Source organism: Mycolicibacterium doricum (genome assembly GCF_010728155.1).
Lineage (GTDB): Bacteria > Actinomycetota > Actinomycetes > Mycobacteriales > Mycobacteriaceae > Mycobacterium > Mycobacterium doricum.
Genome location: NZ_AP022605.1, coordinates 2,703,287 through 2,720,044, shown reverse-complemented (window position 1 = coordinate 2,720,044; position 16,758 = coordinate 2,703,287). Strand labels below are relative to the sequence as shown.

The following is a 16,758-nucleotide window of genomic DNA, read 5'->3' as shown; positions in this document are numbered from 1 at the left end:
CCTTCCGCGCGTGGCGATAGTCGGCGTGGGCATCGACCTGGTTTCCATTCCGGATTTCGCGGAGCAGGTCGACCGGCCGGGGACGGTGTTCGCCGAGACGTTCACCCCGGGGGAGCGCCGCGACGCCGCCGACAAGAGCTCGTCGGCGGCGCGGCACCTGGCCGCGCGGTGGGCGGCCAAGGAAGCCGTCATCAAGGCGTGGTCGGGATCGCGGTTCGCCAAGCGGCCCGCGCTTCCGGAGGGCATCCATCGCGACATCGAGGTGGTCACCGACATGTGGGGCCGGCCGAAGGTGCGGCTCACCGGTGACATCGCCGAGCACCTCCGGGAGGCGACCATCCACGTGTCGCTCACACACGAGGGGGATACCGCGGCCGCCGTCGCGGTCATCGAGGAAACCTGAGCAGCGCGGTTGCTTGACTGCTCCCTCATCGGGTACCCGTGCGGTTCTCCCTAACCGTGAGGATCGATCGTGAGTGAAACCAGCCAGCGCCAGCTGGGCGACTCGGACAGCCCCATCGAGGACGCCCTCGAACACGCTTTCCGGCGGATGGTGGACGAGGGCACCCAGCGGCTGCACCGCGGCTGGCGTGAAGTGCTGGTCACCGGATTCTTCGGAGGCACCGAGATCGCCGTCGGTGTGCTGGCCTACCTGTACGTGCTGCACGAGACGCAGAATCCGCTGCTGGCGGGGCTGGCGTTCTCGATCGGATTCCTCGCGCTGCTGCTGGGACGCAGCGAGCTGTTCACCGAAGGCTTCCTGGTCCCCGTCACCACCGTGGTGGCCAAACGGGCCAGCGTCGCGCAGCTGTTCAAGCTGTGGGGCGGCACGCTGGCGGCCAACCTCGTCGGCGGCTGGGTGCTGATGCTGCTGATCATGACGGCGTTCCCCCAGTTGCACGAGCAGACCATCGAATCGGCGGGCCATTACGCGACGGCGCCGCTGTCGGCAAAGACCTTCGCCCTCGCGCTGCTCGGCGGCATGGTCATCACGCTGATGACCCGCATGCAGCACGGCACCGACTCGATGCTGGGGAAGGTCGCCGCGGCCGTCGCCGGGGCATTCATGCTGGCCGGACTCCAGATGTTCCACTCCATCCTGGACTCGCTGCTCATCTTCGGCGCCCTGATCGCGGGTGACGCCCCGTTCGGATACTCCGACTGGTTGTGGTGGTTCGCCTACACACTGGTCGGAAACATCCTCGGTGGCCTCGGTTTGGTCACGCTGCTGCGCCTGCTGCGCACCAAGGACCGGCTGCAGCAGGAGCGCCGGGCGGTCGAATCCGACTGAGGTAGGCCAACCATTAGCCTCGACACCATGAGCGACGTGGTGGCGCGGGTCCAGGAAGTCCTCCCGTCGGTCCGGTCCGACCTCGAAGATCTGGTGCGAATCGAGTCGGTATCCGCCGACCCAGCGCGACGCGACGAGGTGCAGCGCAGCGCCAAGGCGGTGGCCGATCTGCTCGAGGCGGCCGGTTTCGACGACGTCAGCGTCGTCGCCGAGGGTGGGGCGCCCGCGGTGATCGCCCGCCACCCGGCCCCCCCGGGTGCGCCGACGGTGCTGCTCTACGCCCACCACGACGTGCAGCCGGAAGGGGACCCGGCGCAGTGGTCCTCGTCGCCGTTCGAACCAACCGAACGCGACGGACGGCTGTACGGCCGGGGGACGGCCGACGACAAGGCCGGCATAGCCACCCATCTGGCCGCCTTCCGCGCATTCGGCGGCGAACCGCCGGTCGGGGTGACGGTGTTCGTCGAGGGCGAGGAGGAATCGGGGTCGCCGTCCCTGTCGACTCTGCTTGCCGCGCACAGAGAATCGCTGGCCGCCGACGTGATCGTGATTGCCGACTCCGACAACTGGAGCACCGAGCGGCCGGCTCTGACCGTGTCGTTGCGCGGCCTGACCGACTGCGTCGTCGAGGTGGCCACCCTCGACCACGGCCTGCATTCGGGGCTGTGGGGCGGTGTGGTGCCCGATGCGCTGACCGTGCTGGTCCGGCTGTTGGCGAGCCTGCACGACGACGACGGCAACGTCGCGGTCGCCGGTCTGCACGAGGGTTCGGCCGCTGACTCCGACATCACCGCGGACCACGGCCCGGACTGGGTTCGCGAGGAATCCGGGCTGCTGCCCGGGGTGTCCGAGATCGGCTCGGGCTCAGTGGTGCGACGGCTGTGGGCTAAACCGGCGGTCACCGTGATCGGCATCGACGCGACGCCGATCGGCAAGTCGTCGAACACGCTGATCCCGAGGGCGCGGGCCAAGATAAGCATGCGGGTGGCGCCGGGCGGTGACGCGCGGGCACATCTGGACGCGCTGACCCGCCACCTCGAGGCCCATGTGCCCTGGGGCGCCGCGCTCACCGTGACCCCCGGGGACATCGGCCAGCCCTATGCGATCGATGCGGCGGGCCCTGTCTACGACGCCGCGCGTGCGGCGTTCACCCAGGCGTGGGGCGCCGAACCGGTGGACATGGGTATGGGCGGGTCGATACCGTTCATCGCCGAGTTCGCCGCCGCGTTCCCGGACGCGACGATTCTGGTGACCGGTGTGGAGGATCCCCGAACTCAGGCGCACAGCGTGAACGAGAGCCTGCATCTCGGTGTGCTGGAACGGGCGGCCACCGCCGAGGCGCTGCTATTGGAAAAACTCGGAACGCCGGGCGCGGGCTAGACCGACAGGTCGCGACGAAGTTTCGCGACGTGGCCGGTGGCGCGCACGTTGTACTGCGCCTCGGCGATCTTGCCGTCCTCGTCGACGACGAACGTGGAACGGATCACGCCCTGAACGGTCTTGCCGTACATCGTCTTCTCGCCGAAGGCACCCCACGCGGTGAGCACCTCTTTGTCCGGGTCGGACAGCAGCGGGAAGGTCAGCCCCTCCTTGTCGCGGAACTTCGCCAGCTTGGCCGGCTTGTCGGGCGAAATACCGATCACGTCCAGGCCTGCGTCGTTGAGTTCGGCGAGGTTGTCCCGAAAGTCGCACGCCTGCTTGGTGCAGCCCGGTGTGGACGCGGCGGGGTAGAAGTAGACGATGACTTTGCGCCCCCTGTGATCCGACAGGCTGACGGTATTGCCGTCGGCGTCGGGCAGGGTGAAGTCGGGTGCGGTGTCGCCTACCGACAGGCGAGGGGTCTGAGGCATGGCTGTCCCTTCTGGTGGACCGGTGCCGTCGGCTTCACACCGGCTGATCTAGGGTAGTTCGGCAGGACGGGGACCAGACTGGGGACCCGGCACGGGACTTGGAGGACATGACGTGGCGGACCGGGATCCCGAGGCCATCAAGAAGGACATCGACACTGCTCGTGACCAGTTGGCGCTGACCGTCGATTCCCTCGCGGAACGGGCCAACCCGCGCCGGTTGGCCGACGACGTCAAGGCCCAGCTGATCCGGTTCGTGTCCCAGCCGCCCGTGGCGGCCTCGCTGGCCGGCGTGACATTGCTCATCGTCGTGGTAGCGGTGCGGCGGTCCCGCCGATAGCGAGATGGCGCCGACGGAGTATCAGCCGGTCGATCCGCAAAACCAAACCCCGCGTGAGCAGGGTTTTGGTGTGGTGCGCCGTCAGGGTTTCGAACCCCGGACCCGCTGATTAAGAGTCAGCTGCTCTACCAACTGAGCTAACGGCGCGCGGGAGAGACGATAACAGGCGATGCGCCGAGACGTGAAATCACGTCGTCACGTGGGTATCCACCGGTCTCGCCGACAGGCTCGATGTCGGCGCTGCCAGTAGACTGTGGCCTACACGTCCGCGTGAGTGGACCTGGGTGTGTGGGAGAAGACATGAGGGGGGCAAGACTGTGCGGTGGACAAGACTGTGAGGTGGACAGGACTATGAGGCAGGTCCGATCGTTGACCGGTCCGCGTCGGCAACGAGCCTGGTGGGCGGGCATGCTGGTGGTCCCAGCCGTGGTGCTGGGGCTCACCTCGTGCTCGAGCGGGTCAGAACCCGAGGTCCAGCAGGTGATCTCCGACAAGGGCACCCCGTTCGGCGACCTGTTGGTGCCGAAGCTGACGTCGTCGGTGACCGACGGGGCCGTGGGCGTTCCAGTGGACAGCCCGGTCACCGTCGGAGCCGAAGGCGGTGTGCTGGGCTCGGTGACGATGGTCAACGAGGACGGCGACCCGGTGTCGGGCACGTTGAGCCCGGACGGCCTCACCTGGGCCACCACCGAGCCGCTGGGATACAACAAGAGCTACACCGTCACCGCGAAGTCGATGGGCCTCGGCGGTGTCACGAGTCGGCAGATGACGTTCGAGACGCACTCGCCGGAGAACCTGACGATGCCGTACGTGCTGCCCAACGAGGGTGAGGTCGTGGGTGTCGGCCAGCCGGTGGCGATCCGGTTCGACGAGAACATCACCAATCGGTTGGCGGCGCAGCGGGCCATCACGGTCAAGACCGACCCGCCCGTCGAGGGCGCGTTCTACTGGCTGAGCAACCGCGAGGTGCGCTGGCGGCCCGCCCAGTACTGGGAGCCCGGCACGAAGGTCGATGTCGAGGTGAACACCTACGGGGTCGACCTCGGCGACGGGTTGTTCGGCCAGGACAACGTCAAGACCTCGTTCACGATCGGCGACCAGGTGGTCGCGACCGCCGACGACACGACGAAGACGCTGACGGTCCGGCGCAACGGCGAGGTCGTCAAGACGATGCCGATCTCGATGGGAAAGAACAGCACACCGACCGACAACGGCACCTACATCATCGGCGATCGGTTGTCACACTTGGTGATGGATTCCTCGACCTATGGGGTGCCGGTCAACTCACCGGACGGTTACCGCACCGAGGTGGACTGGGCCACCCAGATGTCCTACAGCGGCATCTACGTCCACTCCGCGCCGTGGTCGGTGGGTTCCCAAGGTGAAAGCAACGTCAGCCACGGCTGCCTTAACGTGAGCCCGTCGAACGCGAAGTGGTTCTACGACAACACCAAGCGCGGTGACATCGTGGAGGTCGTCAACACCGTCGGCTCGAGGCTGCCGGGCACCGACGGATTGGGTGACTGGAACATCCCGTGGGAGCAGTGGAAGGCCGGTAACGCCGGAGTCTGACCGGCAGATGCAAGAAGCGCCCCACCGTGCACGGTGAGGCGCTTCTTGCGTACTCCGGGTGGCTGACGGGACTCGAACCCGCGACATCCAGGATCACAACCTGGTGCTCTACCAACTGAACTACAGCCACCATCGCTGCTGGCCCCGTCGGGGCCGGGCAGCCCGTCGATCTTAACCGGTCGGGTGCCCCGAGGCCGAATCGGTTCCGGTCGCATCCTTCGCGGGTTGGCCGAGTTCGGCCGCGATCGCGGCGATTTCGCTGGTCGACGGCCCCGGTGGCGCGACGAACACCGTCTGCCGGTAGTACTTCAGCTCGCGGATCGACTCGTGGATGTCGGCCAGCGCGCGATGCGCGAGGCCCTTTTCCGGCTGACCGAAGTAGATCCGCGGGTACCACCGTCGGCACAGCTCCTTGATCGAGCTGACGTCGATCATCCGGTAGTGCAGGTACTCGTCGAGTCTTGCCATGTCGCGGGCGATGAACCCGCGGTCGGTGGCAATCGAGTTGCCGGCCAGCGGGGCCATCTTGGCCTGTTTGACGTGCCCGCGGATGTAATCGAGGACCATCTCCTCGGCCGCCGGAAGGTCGACCGTCGAGGCGCGCACCTCCTCGATCAGACCCGAGCGGGTGTGCATGTCGGTCACCACCGGGATCATCGCGTCCAGCGCCTCGTCGGGCGCGTGGATCACCACGTCGAGCCCGTCGCCGAGGATGTTGAGGTCGGCATCGGTGACCAGAACCGCGATCTCGATGAGCAGATCCTTACTCAGATCCAGCCCGGTCATCTCGCAGTCGATCCACACCAATTCGTCGCGCACAGCGAATCAGGGTATTCGCCCCCGCGCCGCGCGCATGCCGACACCCGCCGCAGCGGGGACCGTCAGTCGCCGCCGAGCTTCTTGTAGACCGCGCCGACGATCGGCGTGACGACCGCGCGCGGAGCGTAGCCGCTGGCCACCGACATGGCCTTCGACGTCACTCCGGGCACCACCCGCATCTTGTTGCTCTCCAGGCCGTCGAGCGACAGCTTGGCGGTGTACTCGGTGGAGATCCACAGGAAGTCCGGGATGAGCTTCTCCACCAGTGACTGCTCGTGTTCGTCGGGCAGCGTCTCGCGCACCGGGCCGGGAGCCAGCAGCGTGACGTGCACACCGACCCGCTTGAGCTCGCCGCGCAGCGACTCGCTGAAGGTGTTCACGAACGCCTTGGTCGCCGCGTAGGTCGCGTTGTTCGGGATCGGGGAGTTCCCGGCCGCCGACCCGGAGATGAGGATGCCGCCGGAACGGCGCGACACCATGCCCGGCAGGACGGCGAGCACCAGGTCGTGCACGCCCAGTACGTTCAGCTGAACCTGCGCCTTCTCGCCGGCGGGATCGAGCCGCGCGATCGGGCCGAAGGTGGCGGTGCCGGCGTTGGCGCAGAGGATGGAGATCTCGCGGGTGGCCAGCTCGTCACACAGTGCGGTGCGGGCGGTCGGATCCGCCAGGTCCACCGGCCGCACGTCGACGGTCACGCCGTAGCGTTCGGTCAGCCGCGCCGCCAGCGCGGTGAGAACGTCTTCGCGACGCGCCGTGATGATCAGGTGGTGGCCTCGTGCGGCCAACTCTGTGGCGAGTGCTTCGCCGATGTTCTGAGAGGCACCGGTCACGACCGCGCGGGCATCGGGGCGGGGTGTGGGTACGGGCATGGCGGAACTATATCGGGACGCCCGCGTGCGCCGTCACCTCCCGTCGGCCGTCTATATCCTGGGCGACCGTGACTCGACCCGCGCCGAAACATCCGCCATCCGCGCCGACCGCCGGCCGAGGCCGCATCGTCGCGTGGGCGCTGTGGGACTGCGGGAACACCGGCATGAACGCCATCGTCGCGACGTTCGTGTTCGCGGTGTACCTCACCGGCGCCGTGGGATCGGATCTGCCGGGCGACACCTCGGCCACCAGTTGGCTGGGCCGCGCGATGACCGTGGCGGGTCTGGTGGTGGCGGTGCTGGCGCCGGTCACCGGGGTGTGGGTGCAGGCCCCGCGCCGGCGGCGGGTGGTGCTGACGGTGCTGACCGGCACGGCGGTCCTGCTCACCGCCTCGATGAGCCTGATCCGTGACGACCACCACTACCTGTGGGCCGGCCTGGTGCTGTTGGCGTGCACCGCGGCGTGCGGCGATCTGGCCAGCGTGCCCTACAACGCGATGCTGCGGCAGTTGGCCGGTCCGCGCAGGTCTGGGCGGATCTCCGGATTAGGCTGGGCGGCAGGCTATTTGGGCAGCGTCTTCCTGCTGCTGTTGGTCTACGTGGGTTTCGTATCCGGCGACGGCGACACCCGCGGCCTGCTCGGAATCCCCGTCGCCGACGGCCAGAACATCCGGGCGGCGATGCTGCTGGCCGCGACGTGGTTCCTGCTCTTCGCACTGCCGCTGTTGATCACGGTGCCGGCGCACCTGCCCGACGCCGACGACGTCGACCCCGACCAACCCTCCGGAGTGTTCGCCGCGTACCGCAGGTTGTGGACCGAGATCGTCGGGGAATGGCGGCGCGACCGGAACATCGTCTACTACCTGCTCGCCAGTGCGGTGTTCCGCGACGGGCTCGCCGGCGTGTTCGCCTTCGGTGCGGTGCTCGGCGTGAGCGTCTACGGCATCTCGCAGGCCGACGTCCTGCTGTTCGGGGTGAGCGCCTGCGTCGTGGCCGCCGTCGGCGCGGCCATCGGTGGTCTGATCGACGACCGGGTCGGCTCCAAACCGGTGATCGTGGTGTCGCTGACCGCGATGATCGCGGTCGGATTGACCCTGTTGAGCCTGTCCGGCCCGGCGGCGTTCTGGGTGTGCGGTCTGCTGCTGTGCCTGTTCATCGGCCCGACGCAGTCCTCGGCGCGGACCTTGATGCTGCGGATGTCGGCGGCGGGCAAGGAGGGCGTCGCGTTCGGGCTTTACACGACGACGGGCCGGGCGGTGGCGTTCCTGGCGCCGTGGCTGTTCTTCATGTTCATCGACTTTTTCGACAGCGACCGCGCGGGCATGGCCGGGTTGTGCGTGGTGCTGGCCGCCGGGCTCGCCGCGATGCTCGCCGTGAACGCGCCGCACCCCCGGCCGTCGCTAGCGCATGCCGACGCAGAAGGTCAACCCTGACCCGGTGTTCTGCTCCACCTGCGCGCCGTTGATGGCCACCGAACAGGTCACGTCACGGCCCACGTTGATGATGCTGATGCGCGCCGAGCTGCGTGCCGGTGACGGCAACTCCACCTGCTTACTCCACGGCAACGCGACGTTGAACTCGGTCTGCGGGACGCCACCGGTGTCGGTGTAGGTGATGTTGATGACCCGGCCCTCGCCGACGACGTCGTAGGTGACGGTGTCGGTCGACTCCGACGGCGGCGGCGTGGGCGGGGCGGTCGACGGCTGCGGTGTGGTCGGCAGCGGAACCACCGGGGTCGGGATGCGGGAGGTGGTGGTGGGCCGCTGGGACGTGGTGGCGGTCGGCTCGGGCATCGACGGAGCCGGGGCGACGACGGTCTGCTGCCGGGAGCTGTCGGTGATGACGAGCGCAATCACCAGCGCGACGACGAGAACAACCACCGCGCCCGCGAGCACCCAGAGCCACGTCGGCGATTTGGGTCCCTCGGGAGGCGGTTGCTGGGGGCCGCCGGGCGGATAGCCGGGCCCGTACTGGCCGGTCGAGTACGGGTCGTATCCGTACTGACCGTGCTGATGGTACGGCGACAGTCGCTCCGTGGGATTCGGTGCGGCAGGAGGCTGATAGGCCGGACCGTACGGGCTCTGGTTGGCGTACGCGGGGTCCGGCTGACCCTGGTAGCGCTCACCCAGCGGTTGGGTCGGCTCGGCGCCGTCACGACGTGGTGACTCGGTCATACCCACCTCATGGTCGCAGGGTACCTGCGGATCGAGTGCCGCCGTCGTGGTGTTGGGTGTGCCGGTGGTTGCAGACGCGGATACCGTCGAAGGTGGCCGCTCGGTCGCGAGGATCAGGATGAGGATGAGGAGATTCGACGCGTGAGACGTCAGGTGCGGGCGAACTACGGTGCGTCGCTGTCGCCTGATGCGACGGCGTTCGCCCACCTCGTCGACGACGGCGGCTTCCCCCGGGCGGTGCAGCGGTTCCTTCGGGGCTGGCGGGCGAGTTCCTCACGAGACGTCGAATTGCCCGTCGAGGGCCCGGTCACCCGCGTCATGCACTCCGCCGACGGGCACTGGCTGGCTTGCCAGGTCGCGCCCGACGGCAGTGACCGATTCCAGATCTGGGTGGTGACAACCGATCCCGACGACCGGGACGCTCGCCGCATCGACTCGTGGCCCCAGGATCAGCCGGACGGCAGCGCCGAACTCATCGGCTGGGACGGTACGCAGGTCGCTGCGATCCTGACGGGTCAGGACGGCGTCGGCAGTTCGTGCCTGATCGACCCGGCCGACGGCGCCACCATCGTGCTGGACCGCCGCACGGCCGGCCGACTGGTGGACGCCTGGGCCGGCGCCGCGCTGGTGCGGGTCGGGCCGCGCGGCTACCGAGACCTCATCATGCTGCGCGGGCTCACCGAAACCGCCCTGCTGCCCTATGACCCGGGTTCGACCACCGATATGGGTTACATCCTCGACGACCACGGCCCACGGCGCTTGCGGTCGGGCCCGATGGGTGAGAGCTTTACGCTCTACTACCCGGCCAAGGACTACGGACCCAACAGCACCGAGGGTTATGTGCGTGCGCTGATCCGCAGCGACAACGGCGGAACGCACGCGCGGCTCATCGAGGTGACCACCACGGCGGAGGCCGTCTCCTACCACGTCGTCGCGGAGAAGCCGGGGTTCGACCTCGACGAGTTCGTCGTCAGCGACGATCTATCGACCGTTGCCTTGCTGTGGAATGTCAACGGCTGCAGTGAGTTGCAAATCCTCGAGTACGCCGACAACACGTTGTCCGAACCCATCGCGCTGCCCGGCCTCGTCGCGACGGAGCTGTCGATCAGCGCGGGCGGTTCGATGGTCGCGATGACGGTGGAGAGCCCGTCGCTGCCGCCAACGGTCGAATTGGTCGATCCACGCTCACGTGAGTGGCAGCGGGTGGACCGCGAACCCAGTGAGGGTCCGCTGACGGCGGATCCCACGTTGGAGGTGGTCATCGCCCGCGACGGGCTCAAGCTGACCGGCTGGCTGTACCGCCCACCCGCACCGGTCGAACCGGTCGGCGCGATGATCTTCCTGCACGGCGGCCCGGAGGGCCAGTCCCGGCCCGGTTACAACGAGTACTACCCTGCGTTGCTGGCTGCGGGGATCACCGTGTTCACCCCCAACGTGCGTGGCTCCGGCGGATTCGGTCGCGCGTTCATGCACGCCGACGACAAGGAGTTGCGGTTCGCCGCCATCGACGACGTAGCGCAGTGTGTGCGCTATCTGGTCGAGCACGAAGCCGTACCCGCAGACCGCATCGCCTGCTGTGGCTGGTCCTACGGCGGTTATCTGACGCAGGCGGCGTTGACGTTTCACCCCGAGCTGTTCGCGGCGGGCATCAGCATCTGCGGGATGAGCGATCTCAACACCTGGTATCGCAACACCGAGCCGTGGATCGCCACGGCCGCCTATCCCAAGTACGGGCATCCGATCGGCGACCGTGACCTTCTGGAGCGGCTCTCACCGCTGCTGCGGGCGTCGGCCCTGACCGCCCCGCTGCTGCTGGTGCACGGCGGCAACGACACGAACGTGCCGCCCACCGAATCACAGCAAATGTTCGAGGCATTGCGGGCGTTGGACCGCACTGTCGAGTTGCTGGTGTTCGACGACGACGGGCATGAGATCGTCAAGCGGGAAAACCGCGCCGCGCTGGTCAATGCGATGACGACGTGGCTGCTCAAGGCGTTCTCGGAGACATCGGTGTCCTGACGACCGTCCGCCCCGGGCAACAGGTTTGGAGAAATTGTCCGGTGGGTAAACAGTCGTGCGCGTCACAGCGGCGCGAATGGTACGGAGGCTGGCCATGAGAAGCATCATCGGCGTCGTTGTGCTGGTCTGGTTGCTGATCGGCGTGGTGGCCGCCTTCCAGCGCGACTATTTCCAGTCGGGGGAGGCCAACTGCGCCACCGCAGCTCGGGTGGCGTTGACCGTCGTGGCCGGCCCACTCAATTACGCGGGCGTCAATCCGAAGGTGGACTGCACCGAGGTGCAGATCCCGCAGCCGAGCCAGTGATGACTGGTGCCAACAAGTAACTGGTGCCAACAAGTAAAAGGAGAAGGAGTACGCGATGATCATTCTCGGAATCATCTTGGTGGTGCTGGGATTCGTGGTGCCTGCCTTGGACGTCCTCACCTACATCGGTGTGGTGCTCATCGTGGTCGGTGCGGTCTTCTGGATTCTCGGAGCGACCGGCCGAGCGGTCGGAGGCCGAAAAGTCTGGTACTAGTGAACCCTGGTATTAGCGAACCCTGGTCCGGCGGTCCCAACTGCGGGTCGCCTGCCGGCTCGCTCACCAGTGCACGCCCGGTACCAACCGCACCGCCCGCTTGACCGGACGGGGAATACGAAGGCCCGGAACCGGGCGAGTCGGCCGTCTCGTCCGGCTGGTGGGACGCTGCGGCACCGGCGGGTCCTCGGTGACGCCGCGGGCCGCGGAGGAGTCCGGAAATCCCAGATACAGCTGATGAAGCACACGGCGGGTCAGTTTCGGGGTGAAGTACATCCCGATGTCGGCCAGGGTGCCGACGGGTGAGTCGATCCGGGGGGGCTTCTCGATCAGCCCGCGGACCACCATGGCGGCGGCGTGCTCGGCGCTGATCGGTGGCAGCGGGTTGAGCCTGCCCGACGGCGCGATCATCGGCGTCTTCACCAGCGGCATGTGGATGTTGGTGAAGGTGATGTGGTCGGACAGAGTCTCGGTGCCCACCACTTCGGAGAACGCGTCGAGGGCGGCCTTACTCGGAATGTAGGCGCTGTATCTCGGGCTGTTCGCCTGCACGCCGGCGCTGGAGACGTTGACGACGTGGCCGAACCGCCGTTCACGCCAGTGCGGCAGCAGTGCGAGCACCATGCGTACGGGCCCGAAGTAATTCACCGCCATCACCCGTTCGTAGTCGTGCAGCCGGTCGGTCGACGCGACAACCGAGCGCCGGATCGAGCGGCCCGCGTTGTTGACCAGGTAGTCGACGTGGCCGAAACGGCCCAGGATGTCCTTGACGGTGTGCTCGACCGCTGATGAGTCGGTGATGTCGCACGTGAACGCATGCGCATCGCCGCCGGTAGCGCTGATCTCGGCGATCAGCTCGTCGAGTGCGGCGCCGTTTCGTGCGAGCGCGAAGACCGTGGCGCCACGGGCGGCAACTGCTATGGCCGAAGCGCGCCCTATTCCGCTGGAGGCCCCTGTGATGATGACGTGCCGACCCACCAGCGGGCCAGCGGGATCGTCGCGCCTGGCCCGGTCAGGATCGAGGTGCTGAGCCCAGTAGCGCCACAGCCCAGGGGCGTATGTCGAGAAGTCCGGAACCGCGATCCCGGTGCCGCCCAACGCCGCGACGGTGTGTTCGCTGCTGAATGTGGGCGCCAGTTCGACCACGTCGAGGATCTCCGCCGGCACGCCTAGCTGGGTGACGGCCATGTCACGCAGCCTCTTGGCCGGACCGTTGACCCGCAGCAGTGGGGTCGCCGCGGCCCGGGGTAGGGAGCCGACCAGCGGCGGCAGCCCAGCCGCGGCGGCGACACCGCGATAGATCTCGCGCAGGCCGATGGTCTCGGGCGCCGTCAGGTGGAAAGTCTGTCCGTCGCATCCGTCGAGGTGCATCAGTGCGGTCATCGCGGCCACGACATAGTCCACCGGCACGACGTTGGTGCGTCCGACGTCCGGCAGCATCATCGGGGTGAAGCGCGGCAGGGCGGCCAGTTTGGTCAGCAGCCCGAAGAAGTAATACGGTCCGTCGATCTTGTCCATCTCACCGGTCCGGGAGTCGCCGACCACGACGGCCGGCCGGTAGATCCGGTACCGGAGTCCCTCGGCGTTCCGGACCAGCGACTCGGCTTCGAACTTGGTCCGGTGATACGGCGTGGGCAGCTCCTGTGCCACGTCGAAGTCGTTCTCGGTGAACCTACCGGGATGGTTGCCGGCCACCGCGATCGACGACACATGGTGCAGCGTCGCATCCAGCCGCCGGGCCAGGGCGATCACCGCGCGGGTGCCGTCGACGTTCGCCGCATGCTGCCGGTCTGCGGGTGCGGTCATGTCATAGATTGCGCCGCAGTGCACGACGTGGTCGATCGGCCCTAGGTCGGCGACAACGTCGTCGGGCAGTCCGAGGCCCGGTTCAGTGAGATCACCCACCAGCGGATCGACCCCGGCGCCCCATCTCAGCGCAAGTTCCTCGAACCGTCGTAGCGACCCGCGTCGGACGAGTACATGAATCTTCGTGGTGTCCGGCCGGGCCAGGAGCTCGTCGATCAGACGTCGCCCAATGAACCCGGTACCGCCGGTAACGACATAGCGCATACGAATATCGTGGTGTGTCGACGGAGGAACGTCAATCTGGGCTAGCGTTGCGTTTCATGCCAATCGATCCCAACGCCGTGGGCGTGACCACTGCCGCCCAACTGTTCGAGTGGACCGACCGTGACACTCTCCTCTACGCACTGGGTGTCGGCGCCGGTACCGCCGACCTTGCGTTCACCACGGAGAACAGTCACGGCATCGATCAGCAGGTACTGCCGACTTTCGCAGTGATCGCCTGCTCGCCGTTCGCGGCGGCTGCCAAGATCGGCAGCTTCGACTTCAGCCGATTACTGCACGGATCACAGGCCATCCGGTTGTTCGCGCCGCTGCAGCCGGCGGGCAAGCTCAGCGTGGTCAGCGAGGTTGCCGACATCCAGGACAAGGGTCCGGGCAAGAACGCGGTCGTGATGGTCAAGGCGACCGGTAGTGACCCCGACACCGGTCAACCAGTCGCCGAGTCGCTCGTGACGCTGGTGATCCGCGGTGAGGGTGGTTTCGGAGGTCAGCCCGGGCAGCGGCCGCCCGCGCCGGAGTTCCCCGAGCGTGACCCCGATGCCCGTGTGGCGTTGCCGACCCGTGAGGACCAGGCGCTGATCTACCGGCTCTCCGGCGACCGCAACCCGTTGCACAGCGATCCCTGGTTCGCGCGGCTGGCCGGGTTCCCGACTCCGATCTTGCACGGACTGTGCAGTTACGGGGTGGCCGGCCGTGCGCTGGTGGCAGAGTTGTGCGGCGGCGATGCCACTGGGATCAGGGCGATTTCGGTGCGATTCAGTTCGCCGGTTTTTCCCGGTGAGACGTTGACGACGTCGGTCTGGCGGGGGCAGTCGGGTACCGCGGTGTTTCGGACCGAGGCGAGCCAGCCGGACGGATCCAATGCGCGCGTGGTGCTCGACGACGGGGTGGTGGAGTTCCTCACGCACTGATCCGACGAACTGTCCGACAACTTCGCGCACGTTCACCGCTCAACCGGTAGCCGCCCGGCCGAGGCCAGCGCCGCCACTGTCATCGCTCGAAGGACAGTGCGCCAGTTCACCTCGGCCGCTTTGTCGGGCCCGGATTTCACGCTGTGCGGGGTCGAGTTGAGCAGACCGAACACGGCGTGGGCCATCAGCCGCGCCTCCGCCTCGTCGATCGAGGGCTCCACGGCGCGCAGCACCTCGACCCAGATCTCGACGTACTGCCGCTGCGACCGGCGCACCTGCCGTTTGGCGGAATCGGGCAGGTGGATGAGGTCCCGGTCCTGGATTCGGATGAGATCGGACTCGCCCAGCGCGAAGTCGAGGTGGAAGTCGATCAGCCCGTCGAGGATGGTCGCCGCGTCCGGCGAACCGGCGAGCACCTCGCGTGCACCGGCGAGCAGCCGGGTGCTGATGCCGACCAGCAACTCGACGAGCAGCGCCTCTTTGTTGGGGAAGTGCCGGTAGATCGCGGGTCCGCTGACGCCGACCGCCGCACCGATGTCCTCCAGGCGGACCGCCAGGTAACCCTTCTCGGCGACAAGGCGTTCCGCCGCGGCGATCAGCTGGCTGCGACGATCTGACTTCGCCTGGCGACGGCGGGTGTCCGCGGCTGCTTTCGACGCCATGCGCACGCCTCTTGAGGTGGAGGTGGACATCGGGTGTTAATCATGATTAACATACCACGAGTTATTCGTCATTAACTCAAACGAACGGGTTCTCCGATGGCGCCGCGGGCATCATATCGTGACGAGCACATAGCGCTCGTCGAGGGGCTGCGCACCAAGCTCGCGGGCGCGGCGCTCGGCGGGTCGGCCAAGGCGCGCGAGCGCCACGTCGGCCGCGGCAAGCTGCTACCGCGCGACCGGGTCGACGGCCTGCTGGACCCGGGCAGTCCGTTCCTGGAGATCGCCCCGCTGGCCGCCGACGGGATGTACGACGACGACTGTCCCGGTGCAGGGTTGATTGCCGGCATCGGGCGGATCTCCGGACGGGAATGCATGGTCGTCGCAAATGACGCGACGGTCAAAGGCGGCACGTACTACCCGGTGACGGTCAAGAAACATCTGCGCGCCCAGGAGATCGCCGCGCAGAACCGGCTGCCGTGCGTGTACCTGGTCGACTCCGGCGGCGCCTTCCTGCCGCGTCAGGACGAGGTGTTCCCCGACCGCGACCACTTCGGCCGGATCTTCTTCAACCAGGCCACCATGAGTGCCCGGGGCGTCGCGCAGATCGCTGCTGTGCTCGGATCCTGCACCGCCGGTGGGGCTTACGTGCCGGCGATGAGCGACGAAGCGGTCATCGTGCGCAATCAGGGCACGATCTTCCTCGGCGGACCACCGCTGGTGAAGGCCGCCACCGGTGAGGTCGTGTCCGCGGAGGACCTCGGCGGCGGCGACCTGCACTCGAAGACCTCCGGCGTGACCGACCACCTCGCCAGCGACGACCGTGACGCGCTGCGGATCGTACGGCGCATCGTCGCGACCCTCGGAAGACCCCAGCCGCCGCCATGGGACGTCGCCCCGACCGTCGACGCGGTGTCCGATCAGAGCGAGCTCTACGACATCGTCCCGGTCCACTCACGGGTGTCCTACGACGTGCACGACGTGATCACCCGCATCGTCGACGGCGGCGAGTTCGCGGAGTTCAAAGGCGAATACGGTGCCACACTGGTCACCGGATTCGCCCGCATCCACGGCCACCCGGTCGGCGTCGTCGCGAACAACGGCGTCCTGTTCGGCGAATCCGCGCAGAAGGGCGCCCACTTCATCGAGCTGTGCGACAAGCGTGCGATCCCGCTGCTGTTCCTGCAGAACATCTCCGGCTTCATGGTCGGTCGCGACTACGAGGCGTCGGGGATCGCCAAACACGGCGCCAAGATGGTCACCGCGGTGGCGTGCGCGCGGGTCCCCAAGCTGACCGTCGTCATCGGCGGCTCCTACGGCGCGGGAAACTACTCGATGTGCGGCCGCGCGTATTCGCCCCGTTTCCTGTGGATGTGGCCGAATGCCCGGATCTCGGTGATGGGCGGTGAACAAGCGGCGTCGGTGCTGGCCACCGTGCGCGGCGAGATGACGCCCGAACAGGAGCAGGAGTTCAAGGCACCGATTCGCGAGCAGTACGAACGCCAGGGCAACCCGTACTATTCGACGGCGCGGTTGTGGGATGACGGCGTCATCGACCCTGCGGACACCAGAACCGTTGTCGGGCTGGCTCTCTCCATTGTCGGACAGGCGCCTCTGGAGCCTGTCTCCTACGGCGTCTTCCGGATGTGATCGC

The 16,758-nt window shown here is 67.5% G+C and carries 17 protein-coding genes and 2 tRNA genes; 11 read left to right on the top strand and 8 right to left on the bottom strand.

Annotated features, from left to right (window positions below; genetic code table 11):
• Positions 1-10: 10 nt before the first annotated feature.
• The 3 genes from acpS (at position 11) to G6N07_RS13260 (ending at position 2,671) form a co-directional block, all read left to right on the top strand.
• Complete coding sequence (acpS, locus tag G6N07_RS13270) at positions 11-403, top strand: holo-ACP synthase AcpS (RefSeq protein ID WP_085187419.1); 393 nt, start codon at positions 11-13, stop codon at positions 401-403.
• A gap of 69 nt (positions 404-472) precedes the next feature.
• Entirely contained in the window at positions 473-1,291 is an 819-nt protein-coding gene (locus G6N07_RS13265) for a formate/nitrite transporter family protein (protein ID WP_085187422.1), read from the top strand.
• Between the two features lie 27 nt (positions 1,292-1,318).
• Positions 1,319-2,671 carry a dipeptidase gene (locus G6N07_RS13260; protein ID WP_085187425.1) on the top strand — a complete coding sequence of 451 codons (1,353 nt, stop codon included), beginning with the start codon at positions 1,319-1,321 and terminating at the stop codon, positions 2,669-2,671.
• Here G6N07_RS13260 and bcp read toward each other — a convergent pair.
• Positions 2,668-3,141: a thioredoxin-dependent thiol peroxidase gene (gene bcp / locus G6N07_RS13255; RefSeq protein WP_085187428.1), complete on the bottom strand. Its 474-nt coding sequence runs from the start codon at positions 3,139-3,141 to the stop codon at positions 2,668-2,670. The two genes, G6N07_RS13260 and bcp, sit on opposite strands and share 4 nt — an antisense overlap.
• Before the next feature lie 112 nt (positions 3,142-3,253).
• Between bcp and G6N07_RS13250 the strand changes: the two genes are divergently transcribed.
• Positions 3,254-3,478, top strand: coding sequence for a DUF3618 domain-containing protein (locus G6N07_RS13250; RefSeq protein ID WP_085187430.1), 225 nt, complete (start codon positions 3,254-3,256; stop codon positions 3,476-3,478).
• Positions 3,479-3,549: 71 nt separating this feature from the next.
• Here G6N07_RS13250 and G6N07_RS13245 read toward each other — a convergent pair.
• Positions 3,550-3,625: transfer RNA gene (locus G6N07_RS13245), tRNA-Lys, on the bottom strand.
• Positions 3,626-3,829: 204 nt separating this feature from the next.
• On the opposite strand from G6N07_RS13245, the gene G6N07_RS13240 reads away from it, so the two are divergent.
• Positions 3,830-5,050, top strand: coding sequence for a L,D-transpeptidase (locus G6N07_RS13240; protein WP_085187433.1), 1,221 nt, complete (start codon positions 3,830-3,832; stop codon positions 5,048-5,050).
• Positions 5,051-5,107: 57 nt separating this feature from the next.
• Here the strand turns inward: G6N07_RS13240 and G6N07_RS13235 are convergent.
• The 3 genes from G6N07_RS13235 to cmrA form a co-directional block, all read right to left on the bottom strand.
• Positions 5,108-5,180 (bottom strand) — tRNA-His (locus G6N07_RS13235).
• 41 nt (positions 5,181-5,221) lie between these two features.
• Positions 5,222-5,869 (bottom strand): oligoribonuclease, encoded by a 648-nt coding sequence (gene orn / locus G6N07_RS13230; protein WP_085187436.1) that lies wholly within the window; start codon positions 5,867-5,869, stop codon positions 5,222-5,224.
• A 62-nt stretch (positions 5,870-5,931) separates the two neighbouring features.
• Complete coding sequence (gene cmrA, locus G6N07_RS13225; protein ID WP_085187439.1) at positions 5,932-6,738, bottom strand: mycolate reductase; 807 nt, start codon at positions 6,736-6,738, stop codon at positions 5,932-5,934.
• Positions 6,739-6,806: 68 nt separating this feature from the next.
• Here cmrA and G6N07_RS13220 point away from each other — a divergent pair, with 68 nt between their 5' ends.
• Positions 6,807-8,171: an MFS transporter gene (locus G6N07_RS13220; protein ID WP_085187441.1), complete on the top strand. Its 1,365-nt coding sequence runs from the start codon at positions 6,807-6,809 to the stop codon at positions 8,169-8,171.
• On the opposite strand, the gene G6N07_RS13215 is transcribed toward G6N07_RS13220, so the two are convergent.
• The gene (locus G6N07_RS13215) at positions 8,139-8,912 is read right to left on the bottom strand and encodes an MmpS family transport accessory protein (protein WP_085187499.1); all 774 of its coding nucleotides are present in this window, start codon (positions 8,910-8,912) and stop codon (positions 8,139-8,141) included. The two genes, G6N07_RS13220 and G6N07_RS13215, sit on opposite strands and share 33 nt — an antisense overlap.
• A gap of 141 nt (positions 8,913-9,053) precedes the next feature.
• On the opposite strand from G6N07_RS13215, the gene G6N07_RS13210 reads away from it, so the two are divergent.
• The 3 genes from G6N07_RS13210 to G6N07_RS19715 all read left to right on the top strand — a co-directional run bounded on the left by G6N07_RS13210 (position 9,054) and on the right by G6N07_RS19715 (position 11,449).
• A complete protein-coding gene (locus G6N07_RS13210) occupies positions 9,054-10,931 on the top strand; it encodes a S9 family peptidase (protein ID WP_085187444.1) in 1,878 nt (625 codons plus the stop codon).
• Positions 10,932-11,025: 94 nt separating this feature from the next.
• On the top strand, positions 11,026-11,235 hold the full coding sequence (locus tag G6N07_RS13205) for a hypothetical protein (RefSeq protein WP_085187502.1): 210 nt from the start codon (positions 11,026-11,028) through the stop codon (positions 11,233-11,235).
• A 55-nt stretch (positions 11,236-11,290) separates the two neighbouring features.
• Entirely contained in the window at positions 11,291-11,449 is a 159-nt protein-coding gene (locus tag G6N07_RS19715) for a DUF6131 family protein (protein WP_099050107.1), read from the top strand.
• Positions 11,450-11,512: 63 nt separating this feature from the next.
• On the opposite strand, the gene G6N07_RS13200 is transcribed toward G6N07_RS19715, so the two are convergent.
• The gene (locus G6N07_RS13200) at positions 11,513-13,519 is read right to left on the bottom strand and encodes an SDR family oxidoreductase (RefSeq protein WP_085187447.1); all 2,007 of its coding nucleotides are present in this window, start codon (positions 13,517-13,519) and stop codon (positions 11,513-11,515) included.
• 56 nt (positions 13,520-13,575) lie between these two features.
• Here G6N07_RS13200 and G6N07_RS13195 point away from each other — a divergent pair, with 56 nt between their 5' ends.
• A complete protein-coding gene (locus G6N07_RS13195; protein ID WP_085187450.1) occupies positions 13,576-14,445 on the top strand; it encodes a MaoC family dehydratase in 870 nt (289 codons plus the stop codon).
• A 32-nt stretch (positions 14,446-14,477) separates the two neighbouring features.
• Here G6N07_RS13195 and G6N07_RS13190 read toward each other — a convergent pair whose 3' ends face one another.
• Complete coding sequence (locus tag G6N07_RS13190) at positions 14,478-15,107, bottom strand: SACE_7040 family transcriptional regulator (RefSeq protein ID WP_085187453.1); 630 nt, start codon at positions 15,105-15,107, stop codon at positions 14,478-14,480.
• 96 nt (positions 15,108-15,203) lie between these two features.
• Between G6N07_RS13190 and G6N07_RS13185 the strand changes: the two genes are divergently transcribed.
• Positions 15,204-16,754 (top strand): carboxyl transferase domain-containing protein, encoded by a 1,551-nt coding sequence (locus tag G6N07_RS13185; protein ID WP_085187456.1) that lies wholly within the window; start codon positions 15,204-15,206, stop codon positions 16,752-16,754.
• The last annotated feature ends 4 nt before the right edge of the window (positions 16,755-16,758 follow it).

Coding starts and splice junctions, on each gene's coding strand:
- G6N07_RS13260 (WP_085187425.1), top strand. CDS start 1,319: ATGAGCGACGTGGTGGCGCGGGTCCAGGAAGTCCTCCCGTCGGTCCGG.
- bcp (WP_085187428.1), bottom strand. CDS start 3,141: ATGCCTCAGACCCCTCGCCTGTCGGTAGGCGACACCGCACCCGACTTC.
- G6N07_RS13240 (WP_085187433.1), top strand. CDS start 3,830: ATGAGGCAGGTCCGATCGTTGACCGGTCCGCGTCGGCAACGAGCCTGG.
- cmrA (WP_085187439.1), bottom strand. CDS start 6,738: ATGCCCGTACCCACACCCCGCCCCGATGCCCGCGCGGTCGTGACCGGT.
- G6N07_RS13215 (WP_085187499.1), bottom strand. CDS start 8,912: ATGACCGAGTCACCACGTCGTGACGGCGCCGAGCCGACCCAACCGCTG.
- G6N07_RS13205 (WP_085187502.1), top strand. CDS start 11,026: ATGAGAAGCATCATCGGCGTCGTTGTGCTGGTCTGGTTGCTGATCGGC.
- G6N07_RS19715 (WP_099050107.1), top strand. CDS start 11,291: ATGATCATTCTCGGAATCATCTTGGTGGTGCTGGGATTCGTGGTGCCT.
- G6N07_RS13200 (WP_085187447.1), bottom strand. CDS start 13,519: ATGCGCTATGTCGTTACCGGCGGTACCGGGTTCATTGGGCGACGTCTG.
- G6N07_RS13195 (WP_085187450.1), top strand. CDS start 13,576: ATGCCAATCGATCCCAACGCCGTGGGCGTGACCACTGCCGCCCAACTG.
- G6N07_RS13190 (WP_085187453.1), bottom strand. CDS start 15,107: ATGGCGTCGAAAGCAGCCGCGGACACCCGCCGTCGCCAGGCGAAGTCA.
- G6N07_RS13185 (WP_085187456.1), top strand. CDS start 15,204: ATGGCGCCGCGGGCATCATATCGTGACGAGCACATAGCGCTCGTCGAG.